16 protein-coding genes, 1 other RNA gene and 1 other annotated feature are annotated in these 19,834 nt (G+C 41.5%); all 17 genes read left to right on the top strand.

Features of this window, described 5'->3' with window-relative positions; all coding sequences use genetic code 11:
• The first annotated feature begins 72 nt into the window (after nucleotides 1-72).
• Nucleotides 73-1,026, top strand: a complete 954-nt coding sequence (locus VEHSUH05_RS07445) for a bile acid:sodium symporter family protein (RefSeq protein WP_054673497.1) — start codon at nucleotides 73-75, stop codon at nucleotides 1,024-1,026.
• A gap of 162 nt (nucleotides 1,027-1,188) precedes the next feature.
• Nucleotides 1,189-1,391, top strand: a binding site (T-box leader).
• Nucleotides 1,392-1,441: 50 nt separating this feature from the next.
• A complete protein-coding gene (gene cysS, locus VEHSUH05_RS07440; protein WP_105091400.1) occupies nucleotides 1,442-2,890 on the top strand; it encodes a cysteine--tRNA ligase in 1,449 nt (482 codons plus the stop codon).
• Nucleotides 2,880-3,365, top strand: coding sequence for a Mini-ribonuclease 3 (locus VEHSUH05_RS07435; protein ID WP_038115206.1), 486 nt, complete (start codon nucleotides 2,880-2,882; stop codon nucleotides 3,363-3,365). Before cysS ends, VEHSUH05_RS07435 begins: the two co-directional genes overlap by 11 nt.
• Nucleotides 3,358-4,089, top strand: coding sequence for a 23S rRNA (guanosine(2251)-2'-O)-methyltransferase RlmB (gene rlmB / locus VEHSUH05_RS07430; protein ID WP_105091211.1), 732 nt, complete (start codon nucleotides 3,358-3,360; stop codon nucleotides 4,087-4,089). Before VEHSUH05_RS07435 ends, rlmB begins: the two co-directional genes overlap by 8 nt.
• A 74-nt stretch (nucleotides 4,090-4,163) precedes the next feature.
• Entirely contained in the window at nucleotides 4,164-4,847 is a 684-nt protein-coding gene (sigH, locus tag VEHSUH05_RS07425; RefSeq protein WP_105091210.1) for an RNA polymerase sporulation sigma factor SigH, read from the top strand.
• 11 nt (nucleotides 4,848-4,858) lie between these two features.
• Entirely contained in the window at nucleotides 4,859-5,080 is a 222-nt protein-coding gene (secG, locus tag VEHSUH05_RS07420) for a preprotein translocase subunit SecG (protein WP_038116018.1), read from the top strand.
• Nucleotides 5,081-5,134: 54 nt separating this feature from the next.
• Nucleotides 5,135-7,504, top strand: coding sequence for a ribonuclease R (gene rnr, locus VEHSUH05_RS07415; RefSeq protein ID WP_105091209.1), 2,370 nt, complete (start codon nucleotides 5,135-5,137; stop codon nucleotides 7,502-7,504).
• Between the two features lie 8 nt (nucleotides 7,505-7,512).
• The gene (gene smpB / locus VEHSUH05_RS07410; protein ID WP_054673490.1) at nucleotides 7,513-7,983 is read left to right on the top strand and encodes an SsrA-binding protein SmpB; all 471 of its coding nucleotides are present in this window, start codon (nucleotides 7,513-7,515) and stop codon (nucleotides 7,981-7,983) included.
• A 151-nt stretch (nucleotides 7,984-8,134) separates the two neighbouring features.
• A complete protein-coding gene (locus VEHSUH05_RS07405) occupies nucleotides 8,135-8,635 on the top strand; it encodes a hypothetical protein (RefSeq protein WP_038115192.1) in 501 nt (166 codons plus the stop codon).
• Complete coding sequence (locus tag VEHSUH05_RS07400) at nucleotides 8,635-9,366, top strand: 6-carboxyhexanoate--CoA ligase (RefSeq protein WP_105091208.1); 732 nt, start codon at nucleotides 8,635-8,637, stop codon at nucleotides 9,364-9,366. Before VEHSUH05_RS07405 ends, VEHSUH05_RS07400 begins: the two co-directional genes overlap by 1 nt.
• A 4-nt stretch (nucleotides 9,367-9,370) precedes the next feature.
• A complete protein-coding gene (bioF, locus tag VEHSUH05_RS07395) occupies nucleotides 9,371-10,525 on the top strand; it encodes an 8-amino-7-oxononanoate synthase (RefSeq protein ID WP_105091399.1) in 1,155 nt (384 codons plus the stop codon).
• Nucleotides 10,526-10,579: 54 nt separating this feature from the next.
• Nucleotides 10,580-10,921, top strand: a transfer-messenger RNA (tmRNA) gene (ssrA, locus tag VEHSUH05_RS07390).
• A gap of 196 nt (nucleotides 10,922-11,117) precedes the next feature.
• Nucleotides 11,118-11,735 (top strand): Type 1 glutamine amidotransferase-like domain-containing protein, encoded by a 618-nt coding sequence (locus VEHSUH05_RS07385; protein ID WP_105091207.1) that lies wholly within the window; start codon nucleotides 11,118-11,120, stop codon nucleotides 11,733-11,735.
• Nucleotides 11,736-11,987: 252 nt separating this feature from the next.
• Complete coding sequence (locus VEHSUH05_RS07380; RefSeq protein WP_105091206.1) at nucleotides 11,988-13,115, top strand: efflux RND transporter periplasmic adaptor subunit; 1,128 nt, start codon at nucleotides 11,988-11,990, stop codon at nucleotides 13,113-13,115.
• 14 nt (nucleotides 13,116-13,129) lie between these two features.
• Nucleotides 13,130-16,312, top strand: a complete 3,183-nt coding sequence (locus tag VEHSUH05_RS07375; protein WP_105091205.1) for an efflux RND transporter permease subunit — start codon at nucleotides 13,130-13,132, stop codon at nucleotides 16,310-16,312.
• Between the two features lie 156 nt (nucleotides 16,313-16,468).
• Nucleotides 16,469-17,410 carry a manganese-dependent inorganic pyrophosphatase gene (locus tag VEHSUH05_RS07370; RefSeq protein WP_105091204.1) on the top strand — a complete coding sequence of 314 codons (942 nt, stop codon included), beginning with the start codon at nucleotides 16,469-16,471 and terminating at the stop codon, nucleotides 17,408-17,410.
• Nucleotides 17,411-17,635: 225 nt separating this feature from the next.
• Nucleotides 17,636-19,825 carry a DNA helicase PcrA gene (pcrA, locus tag VEHSUH05_RS07365; protein WP_105091203.1) on the top strand — a complete coding sequence of 730 codons (2,190 nt, stop codon included), beginning with the start codon at nucleotides 17,636-17,638 and terminating at the stop codon, nucleotides 19,823-19,825.
• Nucleotides 19,826-19,834: the final 9 nt, after the last annotated feature.

Here is a 19,834-nt window from a genome sequence, read left to right as displayed (position 1 = left end):
TGTGTTACCGTTATATATTTGCTATAATTATCGGCGTGTTTTATTTGATTTTTTTGAAAGTGAGTGTATATAATGCAATTTGTTCATTCCGTGAATCGCTTATTTAATAGTTATCTGTCCTGGATCGTGTTGTTAACGGCTGTTATAGCCTATTTGCTACCGAATTTCTTTGCATGGATGACGCCGTATGTGGCATATATGTTACAATTTGTCATGTTTGCAATGGGATTGACATTGACAGCTCAAGTTTTCATTGATGTATTTAAACAACCTTTAAAGGTTATTTTAGTTTCTGTCATTCAATTTTTATGGATGCCTCTAGCAGGCTTCTTGGTTGGTATAGCATTTAATTTTCCTCCGGAAATAGCTATCGGATTTATTTTATTAGGTGCCTGCCCGGGCGGCACCGCATCCAATGTTATGACCTTCTTGGCTAACGGTAATGTGCCGTTGTCCGTATCGGCTACGACAGTATCAACCTTATTAGCACCGGTGTTAACTCCATTATTCGTAGTATTATATGCAGGAGTTACATCATCGATTGAAATAGCATTTATGCCAATGTTAATTTCAATCATAAAGATTGTATTGGTACCGATTATCTTAGGTATAGTATTAAACTATTTTATTGGTGTAAAGATTGAACCGGTTAAATCCGTCTGTCCTACTATTGCCGCTATCGCTGTATTGCTTATCCTAGCAGCGGTTACAGCTGTCAATCAACAACGTATCGCTGAAACGGGCATCATTATTTTTGTAGCTTGTCTAGTACAGAATTTAAGCGGTTATGTAGTGACATATGTGGTGTGTAAAATCCTCAGTATAGATGTCTCTTCTCGACGCGCTATGCAGATTGAAGTGGCGATGCAGAATTCAGCATTATCTGTGTCTCTAGCTATGAAACATTTTACACCTCAAGCGGCTGTGGCCGGTGCGGTATTTTCTATTATTCATAACTTTACAGGATCTATTTTTGCCGGTATATGCCGTAAGCATGATGATCGGGAAAAGTTGGAAAAAGCATAATTTGATAGATAATGTAAAACGATGTTAATCCTCATTCTCGAATGACTCTATTGTGTTTAAAAGGGTAAGCACATGATCTTCGCGGATGAGGATTTGTCGTATTATCATTGACATTATATGGTGTAATTGGTACAATTATTACATATTTAAATAGGTTATATATTAATAGCTGAGACTGAAAGAAGTACTCTACAACTAACTTTTTAGCGAGGATCGATGGTGGGAGGGTCCAAGGATAGGTAGATGAAATGCATTCACGAGCTGACATTCCGATTATAGGTAGGTTTGTCCGGTCACGCGCCGTTATGCGTCGAGTGGGTATGAATGTACCTAACAGAGTGGAACCGCGGACCATCGTCTCTGTATGAGATGAGGGGTCTTTTTTATTTTATAAAAGATGGAGGCATCGGCAACGATGAGAGAAATTACAGTTTATAATACTATGACGCGTCAAAAAGAGGTGTTCTCTCCTGTAACACCGGGGGAAGCCAAGATGTATGTATGTGGTGTAACACCATATAATCATCCTCATATCGGTAATGCGCGTCCGTTCGTAACATGGGATGTAATCCGCCGGTATATGAAGCATGTAGGCTATAAGGTTACATATGTGCAAAACTTCACCGATGTGGATGATAAAATTATTAATACATCCAATGGGGAAGGCGTATCTTGGGTTACTATTGCAAATCGTTATATCGACAGTTACTTTGAGGTGATGGATGCGCTTGGTGTACAGCGTGCGGATATTTACCCTCGCGTGTCTACACATATTGATGATATCATCGCCATGATCAGCACCTTGATTGAAAAGGGGTATGCCTATGAACTTGACGGCGACGTATATTACAGCGTTGAAAAATTCGATCATTATGGCGAATTATCCGGACGTACATTAGATGATATGGAAGCCGGTGCTCGTATTGAGGTGGACGGGCGTAAACATAATCCGATGGATTTCGCTTTATGGAAAGCTGCTAAACCGGGTGAACCGTACTGGGAAAGTCCGTGGGGCAACGGTCGTCCGGGCTGGCATATCGAATGTTCCGCCATGAGCCAGAAATATCTCGGTACGGAATTTGATTTCCATGGCGGCGGCAGTGATTTGATCTTCCCTCATCATGAAAATGAAATCGCTCAGTCCGAAGGTTGTTCCGGACAACATCCGGCAGTACGTTACTGGCTGCATAATGGGTTTATCACGATTAACTCCGAAAAAATGTCGAAATCTCTGAATAACTTTTTCTTGGTAAAAGATATTTTAGAGCAATATAGTCCGGATGCTTTGCGGTACTTTTTGTTGAGTACTCATTATAGAAGTCCGTTGGATTTCTCCGATGAACGTCTTGAAGAGGCTAATAAGTCTTTGGAACGTTTAAGTACAGCTATTGAAAATCTATTGTATTTGGAAGGTTGTGAAGCGGGCGAATGTGATGAAGCGCAACGTTTACTGGCTCGAGCGAAGACGTATGAAGAAGAATTTGAAGCCGCTATGAGCGATGATTTTAATACGGCATTGGCTACGTCCAGTATGTTCGGCTTGGCAAAAGAAATCAACATTTATTATCAGGAGGTTTCAAGCCGTAACGGCGTTGTATGTCAAGAGGCTATTGCCGAAGTAAAACGTATCTTTAAATTCATGACGGAAATTATCGGTGTTCTTGAAAAGGCATGGGAAGGTAATACCGGTGCTAATGCTGCGGAATATGAAGAATTGATGCAAGTTATCCTATCTGTTCGTCAGGCTTGTCGAGATCAAAAACAATGGGCATTGGCGGACTGCATCAGAGATCGTCTATCGGATATCGGTATTGTTATTGAAGATTCTCCTCAAGGGGCACGGTGGAAAAAACGTGAAGTTTAAACAATTTCAGTTCTTAAGAAATGAAGCCGTTAAAAAATTACATCAGTTAGATAAAGAACCCATGCATTTACGCAGTCGTACAATTGAGGATGCCCTTGGCGCGGATGCGGTGATGCTCGCCTATATTGGGGATGCTGTATACTCAATGTACGTTCGGGAGCGCGTGGTGCAGATGAATATTTCTAAGGTGCAGGTATTGCACACCATTGTGACCGAGTTTATCTGTGCAAGGTCTCAAGCAAAGGTGTTGCAGGTGTTGGAGACTACTTTCACGGAAGATGAACAGGCTGTAGCGAGACGGGCCAGAAACAGTCATGTGAATGTCCCTAAAAGCAGTTCTGTTCAGGAGTATCGCAGCAGTACCGCCTTTGAGGCGGTTCTGGGATTTCTGTATGAAACACGACAGGATGAACGTTTACAAATGTTGATGCGTGAAGCTTTTTCCGCGACTTTACAAGGTATGAATCATGGATAATTACATCGTAGGCCGTAATGCGGTCAAGGAAGCCCTTAAAAGCGGGCGCTCCATTCAACGCATTCTGGTCAGTGAGGATAAGGTTAAAACAGGGCTTGCCGATATTGTGGGCCTTGCAAAATCTCACGGAATTGAGGTGCGACCTACACCGATTAAGCAGATGAATAAGTATGAACTTGATGTACCTCATCAGGGGGTTATCGCGTTCGTGTCCGCCGTACAATTCAAAGAGTTAGGTGAAGTATTGCAAGAGACCGACCATGAAGTACCGTTACTGATTCTTACGGATGGTGTGGAGGATCCTCATAATATGGGGGCTATCATTCGAACGGCCGAATGTGTCGGTGCTACGGCGGTACTCATTCCGAAGCGACATAACGCACCGATTAATGCTACTGTAGCCAAGACCTCAGCCGGTGCTATAGAACAAATTCCACTTGTTCAAGTCGGTAATGTGGCGCAGACGGTCAAGCAACTACAAAAGCGGGGTTTTTGGGTCCTGGGTGCTCATATGGAGGGCGACAGAACCTTGTACGAAGCTGATATGACGGTTCCTACGGTTCTCGTTATCGGGAATGAAGGAAAGGGCATCAGTCGCATCGTAAAGGAAGCGTGCGATTTTCTCGTTACAATTCCGATGTATGGTCGTCTGAATTCTCTGAATGCATCTGTAGCGGCAGCTGTTCTCATGTATGAGGCCGTGCGACAGAGACAAACTAAATAGTTGAAAATCATAGATGCTTTCAGTATAATAAATTATATTGGGTTTTCTCTCGTGATTGTAAGGAGGAGCACACTATGAAGACGATTCATACACGCAAGTCCGATTACAATTTCAAAGAAATGACCGATGAGCAAGTTGTGGTCATTGCTCAGAAAGAGCAAAATGAGTTTGCAATCGATTATATAGTCAATAAATATAAGAACTTTGTTCGTGCTAAAGCTCGTTCCTATTTTCTCGTAGGGGCCGATCGCGAGGACATCATCCAAGAAGGAATGATCGGGCTTTATAAGGCTACTCGTGATTTTAAACACGACAAATTAGCATCATTCAGGGCTTTTGCTGAACTATGTATTACAAGGCAAATCATAACGGCTATCAAGTCCGCCACGCGCCAGAAACATGCACCGTTAAACTCCTATATATCGTTAAACAAACCTGTTTATACGGAGGAATCGGAGCGAACTTTGATTGAAATGCTGTCTTCCGCAAAGGTTACAAATCCGGAGGAACTGATTATCAGCCAAGAGGAACTGGATGATATTGAGCGCAATATCGGTCATATTTTGAGTGATCTTGAGTGGGAGGTTTTGGAAGGTTATCTTGATGGACGATCTTACCAGGAAATGGCGAAGGTCACGGAGCGCAGCGTTAAATCGATAGACAATGCGTTACAAAGGGTTAAACGTAAATTAGAGAAGTATTTAGAGCATCGTGTATTGGACTCCGTCGGAGTCTCACAGGAAGGAAGACAACAGTGACAAATATTTTTATGGTCCTAGAAATAATCGTATCCGTATTATTAATTGTGGTTGTAATAGCACAGAACAGTAAGAGTTCCGGTATGGGGGGGGCCGTATCCGGTGCCGCGGATTCCTCATTTGGCGGTAAGGAACGAGGTTTAGACGGTTTCTTGTCCAGATGTACGATTATATTGGGGATTATCTTTGCTGTGTTGAGCTTAGTATTAGGAGCAATGATTAATCAATTCTAATGATGAAAGCCTGCATTGCAGGCTTTTATTTTTTATATTAAAGGATGTGGAGTCTTGAAGAAGAAAGTATTAGAGTTTTATAAATCCATAGAACCACATGCATATCATATCGAGGATGCCGCTGTAGATAATCATATTAAGGGCGGCAAAGATTTGGAGCGGTTTATTTGGGCTGCTCATAGCCTTAAAAAAGAAGGAAATTTGCAGTCTATACGCCCTGATGTATATATGTACCAAGAACAACACTATGATGAATATGAAGGAATATATAAGGGGTATCGTAAATCTTTCGGATTTGTCATCATGCCTGAAGGGGAAGATGATATTTATATTCCGGAAAAATATAAAGGTACCGCCATGCATAATGATAAGGTACGTGTTCGCGTTATTCCGTCCACCTATATCAACCACAAGCGGGAAGGTCTCATTGTAGATATTATCGAACGTGCCAATGAAACTATAGTCGGTACCTATGATCGGCAACAGAATTTCGGCTTTGTCGTACCTGATGATGAAAGAATCGGTACAGATGTGTTCGTAGCACTTGAAAATACTTTGGATGCCCGCAGTGGTGCCAAGGTATTGGTGAAGATTATAAAGTGGCCTGAAGAGGACAAAAAACCGGAAGGGGTCATTACGGAGATTCTCGGTTATAAGGGAGATGTGGGACTTGATATCAACTGTATTATGGCGAATCATAAGATCCCGTTCTCATTTCCTGACGATGTAATCAAGGCCAGTCAGCGCATCGACATCGATACGATTATTTATGATGATCCAAAGCGATGGGATCTCAGAGATTTACAGATGGTTACCATAGATGGTGAAGATGCAAAGGATCTGGATGATGCCGTAAGCGGGCGCAAGCTGCCGAACGGTAATTACGAACTGGGTGTTCATATTGCGGATGTCAGTCATTATGTAATATCCGGTCAGGCCATCGATAAAGAAGCCTATAAACGGGGCACCTCCGTATATTTGGTAGACCGTGTCGTACCTATGCTGCCGGAGGTGTTATCAAACGGTATCTGCAGTTTAAATGCGCATGAAGATCGATATGCTATGACCTGTATGATGGAAATTGACGAAGCAGGTCAAGTGGTAAACTACCGTATTAAACATTCCATTATCAACGTAGGACGACGTTGCAGCTATAAAGAGGTCTACAAGGCTTTGGCAGAAGACATTATTCCTCCTGATTTGTCGGATTTTATGCCAATGTTACGGGATTTAGCGGAGATTGCGAATATTCTTAACCGTATGCGTCGTCAACGTGGTGCACTGGATTTTGATTTTCCTGAGTACAAGGTGTTACTTGATTCGGAAGGTACGCCACTGCGCATTGTTAAACGTGACAGAACCTTAGCTGAGCGCCTCATTGAGGAATGCATGCTCATCGCCAACGAAACGGTAGCCACCCATTTAAAGGATACACATCGGGCATCCGTATATCGTATTCATGAAATTCCTAACGAGGAGAAATTATCACTCTTTCAAAAGGTTCTCAACTATCTAGGTGATAACCTCTTTCTCGGTGCTGATGGTGTTACACCGCGAGATTTTCAAAAAATTCTCGATACGGTAAAGGGAAAAGATATCGAACAAGTTGCTCAGATTATGGCGTTGCGATCTATGCAGCAGGCTAAGTACAGTGTGGAAAATGTGGGCCATTTCGGCCTGGCATCCACCTGTTATACGCATTTTACATCACCGATCCGTCGATATCCGGATTTAATGGTGCATCGTTTATTGAAAGCCGATATGCACTGGCCTAACGGATATAGTAAACGAGATGTGGATGAGGAATTTTTAGTACGTGCTGCGGAACATTCATCGATTCAGGAACAGGTCGCGACCGAAGCGGAACGGGAAACGACGGACTTGAAGAAGACTCAGTATATGGTTCCTTTTGTAGGTGAGGTATTTACTGGTATTATTTCGAGTATCACATCTTTCGGTATGTTCGTGGAACTCGAAAACGGCATTGACGGTCTCGTTCATATCAGTATGATGACGGATGATTACTACTTTTTTGACGAAGAGCATTTCGTCCTTGTAGGCAAACGGACCGGACGCATATATCGATTAGGGGAAACCGTAACAGTAACTTTGGTGAAAGCCGATGTAGAGAAGAAACAGATTGATTTTGTTCTCGGAGAAGTTGATAATTTGGCGGCGATTCAGGAACAACTGAACAATGACTCGGATTACGGTGATTCTCGTAGAAGTAGTGGGACTCGCAAGTCGGGCGGATCCAAAACGAAGGGGCGTAGAAAGCAGTCTTCTCGTAAGGACGGTTCCGGTCGTTCGAAATATGATGCTTTTAAAAGTAAATCTGGTAAAGGTAAATCAAGCCGTAAGAAATCTCATAAAACATCGAAACGAAGCGGTTCGAAAAAGTCTAAGGGAAAACGTAAACGATAGGAGGCCATATGGCAAAACAAGCAAATCCGTCGCTTATTGCTGATAATCGTAAGGCGCGTCATGATTTTAACATTCATGAAACCTATGAAGCCGGCATTGCTCTGACGGGGACGGAAATTAAATCCATTCGGCAGGGAAAATTGAATTTAAAGGATAGTTTCTGTCGCATTGATAAGGGAGAACTGTTACTCTACGGCGTGCATATCAGTCCTTATGAGCAGGGAAACCGCTTTAATCATGAGCCGGAACGGACCCGGAAGTTATTGATGCATAAATCGGAAATCAATAAATTGCATGCGCAGGTGAAGGAAAAGGGATATTCATTGGTGCCGTTAAACTTTCATTTCAGTCGCGGTTATGTAAAGGTTACGGTCGGTCTCGTAACGGGCAAAAAACTTTACGATAAGCGTCAGGATATGGCGGAACGCGATGCGAAACGCGATATAGAAAAACGTTTGAAGGAACAACAGAAATATTGATCTTACAGCGATGTGCTGTTCTGTAGCTTATTGTTAACTGCATTTCATAATTTGAGATGCAGTTTTTTCTTGTATAATTATGATTCTCTAATTATAATGTAAACTGTAATAATAGTTTGTGGTTAACATTATCTGGGTAGAGGAGATTATCATGAATCAGAACATCAGGTACATTACGGAAATCGCAATTTTAACGGCTATGATCACTGTGTTGGGGGCAATCAAAATTCCAAATGTTATACCGGGCATAGAATTTCAACTGTCTGCACCTTTGGCGGTGGCAATTTGCGCCGTATTCGGATTTAAGAAGTACATTATCAGCGGTTGTTTATCGAGCTTAATAGGTTTGGCACTGGGGACACAAACCATATTGAATGTGATGATTGCTATGCAGTTCAGACTGATTGTAGGGTTGATTTTGTGGGTATGTCATAATCATATGGTCGGCATTATCATATCCGGCCCTATCGCATCGGCTTTAGCAAGACTATCGCTATCTCTATATATCGGAAAAGCGGCGTTGCCAATGATCGGATTGGCCGTACCGGGTATGATTTTCACCGTTATTATGGCTCCCGTATTTGTGAAAGTATTCCAGAAAATTCATAATCAGGTACCTCAACATCACTCCGTAAAAGGGAAGGTGTTATGATGAAACCCTTATATAGCATACGTATGCGTGCTGCTCAAGGAGGCCCTCATGAATCGGGAGGACATCATATTTCCGGTGCAGAGCGTATCGTTACGATGGATCAGGTAGGGACTATGGTGCAGTCCTTAGCTGATCGAGCTTTACATCATAGTAAAGGAGTTGCTGATTTTATCAATATCACTGTCGATCTTGTACCGACGGATTCCATACGGCATATCCCCGTGTTGGACGTAGAGGAGCATGAAACCTCCGACGTATCCGATGCGCGTTTACTGGCAAAGAAACTTTTGAGTAAAACTGAAATTACTTCTACGTCCGTTGATAAAGGGGTATCTTTATTATGTGGCTTATCAACATCTATGCGCGGCGCTATGTTGATTGATTTCGTTTCTGGTGAACGCCTTGATGAAGGTCAGCGAGGCGTGCGTGTCAGTCACATGGACACCTGCTCAGATCTAAGTATGTACAATATGAATGAACATATGCGCGAGGCTCTTGTATTAGCCTCAAAGGTACAATCCTGTGAAGGCATTGTTGGTGAATTGTGCTGGTCCGATGACCCGGATTATACGGTAGGCTATGTCGCCTGTAACGGTGTATATCATCGTCTTCCTCATATGAAAGAAATGGGTTCATCCATAGGAGGGCGTATCTTTTTTGTTAAATCGGGAACAGATATATCAAAATTAATCGCTTATTTGGAGTCTGCTCCGGTATTAGTTGAATGGTGAAAAGATGTACGAATACTTTCAACAACAATTAAAAGATAAAGAAATTAGTCATAATTTCAGGACTATTAAAGAGTATCATCCTATAGATGCGGTGAGTGTAGTGTATGATGATAGAGAGTATCTGATGATGGCCTCGAATAATTATCTGGGCCTGACCTTTGACAGCCGCATACAATCTGCGGCTATGGAGGCCGTACAGAAATATGGGACCGGATCCGGCGGAGCTCGTCTTGTATCGGGCACATTTCCTCTGTTTACAGAGCTGGAGCGAGCCATTGCAAAGTTTAAACATTCCGAGAGTGCCTTGATTTTTAATACGGGGTATATGGCGAATGTAGGAACGATATCTGCCTTGTGCGACAAAAACAGCATTATTTTCAGTGATGCGCTAAATCACGCCAGCATCATTGACGGTTGTCGTCTAAGTAAAGCTGCTATACAGACGTATCGACATTGTGATACGGAGCATTTAACATATCTACTCAACAACGTATCGAAGGATACGCGTAAGTTAATTGTTACGGATGGCGTATTCAGTATGGATGGTGATATAGCACCGTTGGATACTCTATATGAATTGAGCCGAGAATATAATGCGCTGATCATGGTCGATGACGCTCATGCTACAGGTGTTATCGGCGAGGGGCACGGAACATCAGCCCATTTTGGCTTGGACGGACTTGTGGATATTCAGTTAGGCACATTGAGTAAAGCCTTGGGTTCCGTAGGCGGCTATGTGGCTGCGTCAAAGGTCATTGTCGATTATCTTGTCAATTTCAGTCGCAGTTTTATATTTTCAACGGCATTATCACCGGCTGATATAGGTGCTGCATTGACGGCTCTTAATTTGATTGAAACCGATATTGATATTTATGAACGACTACGGGATAATGTGGCTTATATGGCTCGAGCATTAAGAATATTCGGCATAGAGGCAACGGATACGACACCGATATTTCCGATTATAATCGGTAACAACGAAGATGTCTTGGCGGTATCTCATTCACTTTGGGAATCCTGTATTATCGGAACTGCCATTCGTCCGCCGACGGTTCCTGTCGGTGAAAGCAGAATCAGGCTAACCGTAACTGCCGCGCATACTAGAGAACAGATCGATTATGTGTGCAGGTATTTGAAACAGGCTATGAGCAATATTTAATTGCTTAAATTGACAGTGCGTATAAATAGGCTTATAATTATCTAACCGACGCACGGGGATGTAAAGGTTTCGACAGGAGTGCGTGTGGTATAGATAGCGAGTCGGCGTTCCATGAGGCCGTAAAACGGTGGAAAAACATTTAAACGCAGAAGAAAATTTTGCATTAGCTGCATAAGCTACGTCCCTCATACTTGTGCCTACCAAGTGTGAATGGACGTCAAACAGTAGGCTGGCCTAATTTAGTTGCTCATATGAATTAGGCGAGACAATATGAACTGGGGTTGTGTAGCTTGTCTGTGAGCGATAGCAATCTGAGACTCAAATCATAGACTGTACTCGGAGAAGTCTATATGGCAACACTTCTGGACAGGGGTTCGACTCCCCTCATCTCCACCAAATAAGAAGCCTACATTTATTTTTTGAGAAATAGTAGATGTTTACAGATAAATTTAAGATTATTCGGCTATAATAGATGGAGAACAGCCGATTAAGTGGTTTTAAAACCGCCTAGGTAGATTCTTAGGCGGTTTTTTGTATAGTAAGAACCATTTTATTATTAATAGGTGGTAAAAAATTTGAGGGGTGATAGTTTATGGAAATTTTACTTATGTCATATTTAGCGGGAACAGAAAGTATAACAAAAAAGTATCTTTCAAAAATGGTTTCGAATAAAATAATTTTTATTCCTACTGCCGGAAATGTCGAACCATATACTGGATATATCGATGAAGGTATTAAGATGCTGAGATTGCTAGGGTATGAAGTTGAAATTATTGATATTACCAAATTTGATGAAGGCTATTTAAAGGATAAAATTTTAAAGGCGGAATGTATATGTATATCCGGTGGGAACACCTTTTATTTATTGCAGGAAATAAAAAAGAAAAATCTTATAAAGGTCCTTATTAAAAGAATCAAAGAAGGGGCATTCTATATCGGTGAATCCGCAGGGGCAATCATTATGTCTGAGAATATTGAATATAATCACATAATGGATGATAAAAGTATAGCCTCTGAATTAGATGATTATGCAGGGTTAAATGTATTTGATCATTATGTTCTGCCGCATATAGGAGAGTATCCATTTGAAGAAACTGCTCAGAAAACATTAGATACTTATCAAGATAAGATATCATTAGTGCCGATAAACAATAATGAAGCAATTTTAGTGAATGATAATGGTTATACGGTATTAAATGAAAGCAAATAAAGTAAACTAGTGATTTATAATTTTATATTCTTGAAAGTTATAAGTGTTCACATTTAAATATTTAATGTCAATGATTTTTACCATTTTTATTGCATACAATGGAAGAATATTTATCTAGATTTTATCTGTATTTTACTGTGTTCAGAATGTCCTTATAAGTTGACTTCATAAATAGAATAAAGTAAAATAAATTGTAATATTTGTGATTTTATTGCGCCCAAAATGATTAGTTTCTGAAAAGGAGTATAGATAATGAAGTTTCGTTATTCCCGTATGTTGGCGGCTCTCGTAGTGTCAGCTGTTATGGTTGCTGGCTGTGGAAATAACCAACAGCAATCCGGTGACGTGGCTGTTAATGCATACAAGATAACCGCCAGTGATACACAAGTGGATCAAACATTTAGCGGTACTGTTGTAGCAGAGAATTCTGTAGAAGTACATGCCCGTGTAACCGGTTATGTAGTGGAAAAATATGTTAAAGGTGGGGAACAGGTTGTAGCGGGGCAACCGTTATATCGTATTGATTCCCGCGAGTATGAAGCTAGCCTAGCTAATGCAGAGGCACAGGCGGCACAGGCCAATGCCACGTTGAAAAATGCTCAGGTGGATTTGCAACGCTATGAAAATTTGGCTAAAGAAGATGCCATCGCTCAACAACGTGTAGATACACAACGTAGTACGGCAGAACAGGCTCAGGCTACTTATGACGCTTATGAAGCATCTGTTAAGATTGCGCAGGATAATTTAGGTGATACTATAGTATATGCACCGTATTCAGGTACACTTCGCATGGATGACATAGATTTAGGCACCTTTGTTCAGGCCGGTTCCACGAAATTGGTAACGATTGATTCTATCGATCCGATCTTTGTTGAATTCAGCATGACGGAACAAGAGTATCTCGATTTCATGAAAAATCGTTCCGGTGATGATACAAGCGGTACAAATCTAAAATTAAAATTGGCTGATGGTAAGGAGTATGGTGAATTAGGTACGGTGGTACAGGCTGCAAAGAGTCTTGACAGCTCCACAGGTAAGCTTGTGTTGAAAGCGTCATTCCCAAATCCTAATCATCTATTATTGCCGAATATGTTCGCTACCGTAATTTCACCGGGGGAAAAATTGAAGAATGCTATCTTGGTTCCATCTCGTGCGATTTTGCAAATCATGGATAAAAACTTTATCTATGTAGTCAATGCAGACGGTGTGGTTGAACAGAAAGCTGTTGAAATCGGCGGAACAACAGATGGTAATACTATTGTTAAATCCGGTTTATCCGCAGGGGATACCATTGTCGTCGACGGCTTAACAAAGGTTAAGAACGGTGTGAAAGTAACCCCTAATATGCTTACAAAAGACCAATTGAAGTCAACAAAATAAGAGGAGGCTAGATCGTGTCGAAATTCTTTATTAATCGGCCTATCTTTGCCATCGTAATAGCTATTGTTATTACGTTGGTAGGTCTCATTTCCATGATGAACCTCCCGGTAGCTCGATATCCACAAATTTCTCCACCTACGGTCCGTGTTAATACTGCCTATACCGGTGCTACGGCACAGGTCGTAAATGATACGGTTGCTAGTGTTATTGAAACACAAATTGTAGGTGTACAAGATATGGACTATATGACGTCCAACAGTTCCAGTAACGGCAGCTATTCCTTAACGATTCAATTTAATCAGGGAACCGATGCCGATATGGATACCGTTAACACTCAAAACCGTGTACAGGCGGCTCTTTCACAATTGCCGTCCGAAGTACAGGCGGTAGGTGTAACGACTACAAAATCGTCCGGTGATATGGCGATGGTTTTCTCATTGAATTCGCCAAATGGTACCTATGATTCTACATTCCTTAAAAACTATGGAACCAACTATATGATGGATGAGATTAAATCCATTAAAGGCGTAGGTTCTGTACAGGAATTCGGTTCTGACTATGCCATGCGTATCTGGTTAGATCCGGCGAAGATGCAGAAAATGGGTGTTACCATTTCAGAGGTTACAGCCGCTATTAAGGCTCAGAACTTGCAGGCTGCGGCCGGTACTGTGGGGCAAAACCCGACAAATGGTCAGCAGGCATTCCAATATCCTATTAAGATTGAGGGGCGTCTTGTAACACCGGAACAGTTCGGTAATATTTCATTAACAAATTCTCAAGGTACAGTACTCCATTTAAAAGATATTTCCCGTATTCAGGTCGGTGCAGAGGACTATAATTTCTCCGCTAAAACAAATCATAAAGAGGTAGCGGGTTTTGCTGTTTCCTTGCAAAATGATGCGAATGCACTTGAAACAATTGCTAACGTAAAGAAAGTGCTGGAAGAGCAATCCAAGTCATTCCCGCCTGATCTGGAATATCACGTTGTCGTCGATAATACGAAGTTCGTAAGTGCATCTATTAATGAAGTTGAGCATACTTTCTTTGAAGCATTACTCCTCGTGTTAGTCGTAGTATTTGTATTCTTACAATCCTGGCGCTCCACAATCATTCCTATGATTGCCGTACCGGTATCATTGCTCGGCACATTCGGCGCATTTGTCTTATTGGACTTCTCCATCAATACATTGACATTGTTTGCGATGGTGCTGGCTATCGGTCTTGTCGTCGATGATGCTATCGTCGTGGTGGAAGCCGTCGAATATGAATTGAAATACAATGGATTACCTCCGAAAGAGGCTGCCATCAAAGCGATGGAAAATGTACAGGGCCCTGTAATCGGTATCGCTTTTGTATTGGTTGCCGTATTCGTACCGGTTGCCTTTATGGGCGGTATGACGGGGATCCTGTATAAGCAGTTCGCTTTGACCATTGCCGTATCCGTTGTTATCTCCGCCATTATTGCCCTTGTATTGACACCGGCACTATGTGCAACGATGTTGAAACCGCATGTACCGAATAATCATGAAAATTGGGTGCATCGTCAATTGAATAAATTTAATGAAGGTCTCGACAGATTCAGCAATTGGTATGGCCTTCAATTAGCTCGCTTGAGTCATAGATTGAGCTTAACGATTATCACGTTGCTTATATTTGCGGGCGGTACAGCGTTAATTTTCCACTTCCTGCCGACGGCTTTCGTACCGGCGGAGGACAGCGGGTATTATATGATTGCTGTCAATGAGCCTCCTGGGGCAACAATGGATCGTACGATGGCGACTCTTGAAAAGATTGCTTCGTTCTTAGAACGTAAAAATGATCCGGAAAAGAAACCTGAGGAACAATTGTTCCAGGAAGTATTTACGGTAGGCGGTTTTGACATCTTAGGAGGAGGGCAAAAAACCAGCGCCGGTATTATCTTTGCCTCTATGGCTGATTGGAAATACCGCACGACCTCCGATACATCTATTAATGCTATGATCGGTCAAACATTTGGTTTTGCAGCTCAAAAAGTACCGGAGGCTACTGTTATCGCTATGAATCCGCCATCCATTCCGGGCCTTGGTACTACCGGCGGTTTCAGTATGTATATTATCAATAAGTCCGGTGATAGTGCACAGGTTATGGCTGAACGTGCTAATGATTTCTTAGCGGAAGCGCGTAAGAGTCCTGCAATTCAATCAATTTATACAACATTCGATACATCCACCCCAACCTTACAATTTGATGTAAATCGCGATAAAGCGGCTCAAGATGGAGTGGCAATATCCGATATCTTTACTACATTACAAGGTTTCTACGGCAGTATTCAGGTTAATGACTTTACCACATACGGTAAAAACTATAAGGTTGTTGTACAGGCTGAAGATGCATATCGTCAGAATGCAGATAATCTTAATATGCTAGCCGTTCGTAATAGTAAAGGAACGATGGTACCGGTATCAAATTACATTACGAAGGAACAAACCGGTACTCCATCCAGTATCACTCGTTTCGATAATGCGATGGCCGTACAAATCGGCGGTTCCCAAGCGAATGGTTATTCCTCCGGTGATGCTATTAATGCTTTGAAAGACGCAGCTGCTAAAACATTACCGGCTGGTTATACTTATGACTGGGCCGGACAATCCCGTGAAGAGTTGAAAGCGGGATCTCAAACTATTATGATTCTTGGCTTAGGCCTGGTATTCGTATTCTTGATCTTGGCCGCTTTGTATGAATCTTGGAAGGTACCGTTTGCCGTATTGTTCTCCGTACCGTCTGGTATGATCGGTGCATCGTTGATACCGTTCTTGTTGAATTTTACGGGCAGGTATCAGCTGGCGAACGATATTTACATGCAGATCGGTTTACTTACCTTGGTGGGATTAGCGGCGAAAAATGCGATTCTGATTATTGAATATGCTAAGATTCGTGTCGATGAACGGGGCATGGATGTTGTTGATGCAGCTATTGAAGCTGCGAAGATACGTTTGCGTCCAATCTTGATGACATCCTTTGCGTTTATCCTCGGTGTATTACCGTTGGCCGTATCTACTGGTGCCGGTTCCGGTGCTCGTACATCAATGGGGATTACCGTAGTCGCAGGAATGACGACGGCAACATTGTTCGGTATATTTATCATTCCGATGTTGTTCATCATCATTGAAAAACTTGGACCCGGCTTGTTGACTAACCGTAAGAAAGACCATGAATAAATATCGTTAATATTTTGTATATTATGATGGTTTAAAACACGCCACTACATAGTAGTGGCGTGTTTTTTTGTGTGAATTATGATATAATGAATAAGTTAAAAATCGGATTGACTTAAGTCAATGAAGTTATATATTTATTGATAAAAGAGGTATAGTATGAGTGACGTAAAAACATATGTAGCAGGCCATAAAAGTCCGGATACGGATTCTATCTGTTCCGCTATTTCCTTTGCTAATTTTTTGACACAAATGGGGACACCTGCCACACCTGTATGTGCCGGACCAGTGAATAAAGAAACTGCTTTTGTTCTTGATTATTTTGGCTTTGCTCATCCTACAATTGTTACTAATTGGGAGGAAACATGTCCGGAAGGTGGAAATTTATATTTAACTGATCATAATGAATCTAAACAAATTATCGATGGCTATAAAACGATGAATATGTGCGGTGTAATTGATCATCATCGCATTGGCGACTTTGAAACGGATGGACCTGTATTTATTCGTATGGAGCCGGTAGGGTGTACTAATACGATTTTGAGTAAGTTGTATGTAGAAAATAATCAGGACATTCCCAAGAATATTGCCGGACTAATGTTATCTGCCATTATTTCTGATACCGTATTGTTCCGTTCACCTACATGTACGGAAAAAGATAAGGAAATGGCACATAAGCTTGCTGATATTGCCGGTGTAGAACTTGCTGTATACGGCTTGGATATGTTGAAAGCAGGTGCGGATATTTCCGATTTGACGAATGATGATATCGTTCGTACGGATATGAAGGAATTTTCCGAAGCGGGTAAAACTATTTCTATCGGGCAAATTTCCGTTATGGATACGACCGAAATTCTGGCTAAACAAAATGAATTAATTACCGCCTTGGAAGCGCTTCGCAGTGCTAATAATTATGATGCATCATATATTATGATTACGAATATTCTTGATGAAAGTACCACATTATTGTTCAGCGGTGAAGTTAATGATGTTGTAAAAAATGCATTCGGGAAAGATATAAAAGATAACTCCGTATTCCTGCCGAATACAATGTCTCGTAAAAAACAAATTGTACCACCGATTTTGGGGGCTATGAAATAAGATATGTAAAATGGGAACGTTGCTATGCAACGTTCTTGTTCTCTATGTAATGTAATAGATTATATTTAACATTAAAGATTAGACTTAGGATTATATAACACTTTACTATAATATCCTAATTATATTGATTAGATGTAATGTTATAGGTTAAGTCTTTATATATAGATGAAAATAGATTGAATCTGATTTTAGATCTAATCATTAAGGGCTTTCGGGGGTATTCTGATGAATTCGTTATTAACAGGTTTGAATAAAGAACAACAAAAAGCGGTACAACATACGGAAGGCCCTTTATTGATTCTTGCAGGTGCCGGATCTGGTAAAACAAAAGTGTTAACGGTGCGAATTGCTCACCTATTGGCACAAGGTGTCAATCCTTACGAAATTCTGGCTATTACTTTCACCAATAAGGCGGCTAAGGAAATGAAAAGCCGTGTGGAAGGTCTTGTAGGTGATGTGGCCAATCGTATCTGGCTCAGTACATTTCACAGCTTCTGTGCTAAGTTTTTACGCTTTGAATTAGATAATTTTTTAGGCTATAACAGTAATTTTACGATTTATGATACATCGGACTCTCAGGTTGTTATCAAGGCCGCATTGAAGGCGTTGAACCTTGATGATAAATACTATCCCGTGGGGGCTATGATTGCTGCTATTTCAGATGCGAAGAATAAATTACAGTTCGCATCGGATTACCGTAAACAGGCGTGTGACTTTTACCAACAAAAGGTAGCGGATGTATACGAGTATTATGAACGGGAACTGCGCAAAAATAATGCATTGGATTTTGATGATTTATTGCTCGTAGCTGTTAAATTATTGCAGACAAATGCGGCGGTCCTCGATAAATACAGCAAGCGTTTTCGTTACGTCATGATTGACGAATATCAAGATACGAACCATGCTCAATACTTGTTGGCGTATTTATTATCTTCGTACTGGAAAAATATCGCCGTCGTAGGCGATGCGGATCAGAGTATCTATGCATGGCGCGGGGCGGATATTCAAAATATTCTGGATTTCGAAAAGGATTATCCGAATTGTACATCTATAAAACTGGAACAGAACTACCGATCTACAAAGATTATTCTCGATGCGGCTAATGCGGTTATCGATAATAATGAAGGTCGACCTGAGAAAAATTTGTGGACCGATAAGGTGGACGGGCCTAAAATTCAGCATTTTACGGCTCAATCCGAGCATGAAGAGGCGGCTTTCATCGGCGATACGATCACCAAAAAGCATGATGTTCATGGTGTGCCATATGGAGATATGGCGATTTTATATCGTACAAATGCTCAGTCCCGTGTACTTGAGGAAGCATTAATTAAACGAGCCTTGCCTTATACGATGGTGGGGGGGACAAAGTTCTATGACCGCAAAGAAATTAAGGATGTTTTAGCCTATTTACGGGTTTTATATAATCCCTTCGATGATCTCAGCCTATTGCGGATTATTAACGTTCCAAAGCGAAGTATCGGTGCAACTACGGTATCTAAGTTACAGGAATATGCTCGTGCTAATGGGACATCTCTATTTATGACGTTGACCCAATTACACCTGGTTGATTCTATCAAGGGCAAGACAAAAGAAAAGCTGGAAGAATTCGGCATTCTAATTTTCACGTTGGTCGCTGAAATGGATGATAAATCTGTTTTAGAAATTTTAGAATCTATCTTGGACAGGACCGGGTATCTTGCACAATTAGAGGAAAGTACGGATCCGCAGGATCGGGCGCGTGCTGAAAATATCGGTGAACTGTTGTCTGTGGCAAAAGACTTTCAGGATATAAATCCCACAGGTACAGTAGAAGATTTCTTGGAGCAGGTCGCCCTTGTAAATGATGTGGATTCCTTTGAACAGGAAGAGTCTAAGGTTACCTTGATGACATTGCATGCCGCTAAAGGTTTGGAGTTTCCTATCGTATTCTTATGTGGCTTAGAAGAAGGACTGTTTCCGCATAGCCGGACGTTGATGAATCCTGATGAAGTTGAAGAGGAACGTCGCCTTGCTTATGTGGGAATTACGAGAGCGGAGAAGGAACTATTCATCTCAAATGCCACAACGCGCACCGTATTTGGTCGTACAAGTAGTTATTTACCATCCCGTTTTATCGATGAGATTCCTGAGGAATTAGTTGATTCATTGCGTGCTAAACGAAAGGTGCCTGACGACATTAAACGTCATGTACCACAGCATATGAGTGTAACCAGTCGTCCCGTAACAAAGCCGATTATTCGAAATGAAGTCATTGCCGATTGGAAGATTGGTGATACCGCAATTCACAGTAAGTGGGGGAAGGGTAAGGTTATCGGTGTTGCCGGAGAAGGGGCCGGTATGAAATTGACCATTGAATTTCCGACGCAAGGGGTACGCGTGGTAATGGCGAAGTTCGCACCAGTGAAAAAGGGATAACACCTTTTT

Source organism: Veillonella denticariosi JCM 15641, assembly GCF_002959855.1.
In the GTDB taxonomy this organism is placed as follows: Bacteria; Bacillota; Negativicutes; order Veillonellales; family Veillonellaceae; genus Veillonella; species Veillonella denticariosi.
The sequence above is the reverse complement of the archived record's forward strand: the minus strand, read 5'-3'. Positions and strand labels throughout refer to the sequence as shown.